This window comes from Gammaproteobacteria bacterium, from assembly GCA_013816845.1.
Lineage (GTDB): Bacteria > Pseudomonadota > Gammaproteobacteria > DSM-16500 > DSM-16500 > Aquicella.
Genome location: JACDDU010000012.1, coordinates 1 through 2,593, shown reverse-complemented (window position 1 = coordinate 2,593; position 2,593 = coordinate 1). Strand labels below are relative to the sequence as shown.

General features: G+C 37.0%; 2 protein-coding genes. Both read left to right on the top strand.

Annotated features, from left to right (window positions below; translation table 11 throughout):
* The first annotated feature begins 254 nt into the window (after positions 1 to 254).
* Positions 255 to 1,889 (top strand): recombinase family protein, encoded by a 1,635-nt coding sequence (locus tag H0W64_12705; GenBank protein ID MBA3662572.1) that lies wholly within the window; start codon positions 255 to 257, stop codon positions 1,887 to 1,889.
* Positions 1,890 to 2,064: 175 nt separating this feature from the next.
* Positions 2,065 to 2,538: an NUDIX domain-containing protein gene (locus H0W64_12700; protein MBA3662571.1), complete on the top strand. Its 474-nt coding sequence runs from the start codon at positions 2,065 to 2,067 to the stop codon at positions 2,536 to 2,538.
* The last annotated feature ends 55 nt before the right edge of the window (positions 2,539 to 2,593 follow it).

The window sequence follows — 2,593 nt, the reverse complement described above, 5'->3', positions numbered from 1 at the left end:
TTAAACACAAAGGCTCAAATACTCATTAGACACAAACACGCAATTTTTCTTCTCAATAAAAATTTTAAGGAGTAGGATGCTGTGAAAAATAAAAAGTCTAACCATTTAAGTAAGCCTTCCATTCATGTCGAGCGATCCGAGAATTTTGAATATAAAATTTATAAGGAAACCGCAAAGGCATGCACAAACCAGTTTAACTCAAGCTTACAAAATCTGCGTGCAGTCTATCTGCCTAGTGTGTGGAGATAAAAATCATGAATCAAGCAGCGATGTATGTACGAGTATCAACACAGAGGCAAAAAGAAGAGGCTACAATAGAAAGTCAGAAGGCTCTTTTACAACACTTTGCTCAAAGTAAAGGTTTTGAAATAAGTTCAGAGTGGATTTTTGAAGATAATGGAGTTTCTGGATCTACATTAGCCCGTCCAGCTTTAGATAGATTAAGAGATTATGCATCTGAAGGATTATTTGATCACATTTTCATCTTATCTCCAGATCGTTTGTCAAGAAAATATGCTTACCAAGCTATCTTGATTGATGAGTTTAAATCTAATAACATTACTTTAATTTTTCAAAATTCACCTAGCCCAGAAACACCAGGAGAACACCTTTTGCTTCAAATGCAAGGAATGTTTGCAGAGTACGAACGAGCTCAAATCGCAGAACGTTCTCGAAGAGGAAAAAAGCATAAGGCTAAAAATGGAAGTGTTAGTGTTTTATCTAACGCACCGTATGGATATAGGTATATCAGGGGCTTGAAAGGAGTATCCTCGTACTTTGAAATAATAGATAGAGAAGCATCTGTAATAAAGATAATTTTCAATCTTTACGTTAAGGATCGTCTCTCTATTGCAGGTATCAGAGATTACTTAGCTAATCAGCAAATAAACAGTCCTAAGGGTAAACCAAAATGGTCTAGAAGTTCCCTAAGCAACATTTTGAATAATTCTGCTTATAAAGGAATTGCATACTTTGGGAAACGAGAAAAGTGCGAGCCGAATCCAATGCGTTTAGTAAACCGCTGTGCGCGAGTAAAAGGAAGGTATATAGCTAGGAAAAGCTTTCGACAAAAAAGCATAGAAGAATGTATTGAAATTCCTGTTCCCATTATTGTTGAAACTGATATTTTTGAGATGGCCCAGCAATTATTTCAAAAAAACAAGCAACAGTCAACAAGGAATGCTAAAAAGGGTTCACTCCTGCAAGGGCTTATTTCTTGTAAGGAATGTGGATACGGTTTTGTAACAAGTGGCTCTGGAAAATCCATAAATGGCCATCGCTACTATCGTTGTAATAACCAAACTAAAAAGTGTCTAAACCGGGGTATTCGGACAGATAGGCTAGACACGGCAATTTGGGAATCAATAATTTCCATGCTAGAAACACCAAATCTTATTCAAGGTGAGGTTTCAAGGCGATTATCCGATCTAGAGAAAGCGCCAATAACTCATCAATACAAACTGATAGAAAAGAAATTGGATAAGTTAGACCAAGAAGCAAATCGTCTATTAGATGCCTATCAAGGCGAGTGTATTGACCTTTCAGAACTTAAACAACGAATGAATACCATAAAAAGAGAAAAAAATAATCTTAACCGACAAAAAGAAGAATCAAACTCAGGTATAAGTAAATACCAATTGTTAGAGCTGAAAGAGGCTGTGAATCATTTTTCTAATCACTTGCGTACTTCTGAAAAAGAACTTGATTTTGAAGAGAAGAGAAAGGTATTAAGGATGTTGATTCAAGAAATTCGGATAGGAAAGGATGATATATGCGTTGATCATATCATTCCTTTAAAAAAAAAGTTAGTTTCTGACAAAAATGCGCGTTTGTGTCCAAGGAGTCAAGGCACAAAGAGAAGGCATAAATACTTAAAAAATCTTCTTTGAGACTTTGTGTCTAGTATATCAATTTTTATTTGTATGTTAAACATGTGTTGCAGAGTATTTTTGTTAATTTTTACCTGTGAATCATAGAGATTTTTTGCTACTATCGAGCATGAAATTACCCAAATAATTACTAATGTCCATAAAATTTTCTTGGTATAATTAGGTTTTAACGACTATGGATGAGAAAAAAGATCCAGTGCATCAGGGCATCGTTTGGCGCCCCATCAACACCATTAGGCCAAAAGTAATTGGTATTGCAAAGCAGGAAGATCGCTTGCTCGTCTGTGAGGTTCTCAACGATCAAGGTGAACTCAAGGGATGGTGTCCGCTTGGCGGGGGAATCGAATTTGGCGAAACTAGCGAAAATGCACTGAAGCGGGAAATTTCCGAGGAGCTTGGATGCGGAATATTTATCACAGGAGATCCATTCATTTGCGAAAACATCTATGAGCACCACGGATTCACAGGTCACGATATCGTTCTTGCATTTCCCATAAATTTTGATGATCCAGAAATTTACGCCAAAAAGCGTGTCCAAATTTGTGAAAGTTGCGGAAGCCTGCACTGGGTAGAGTGGATTGAGATGGAGCGCTTTCGCTCTGGAGAAGAAAAATTGTTTCCGCCTGCTCTCATAAACCAAATATTATGAAACTGGATTGAACTATGGTTAGTCTGTTGACGATGAGTATGAGTACGCGCGCTAA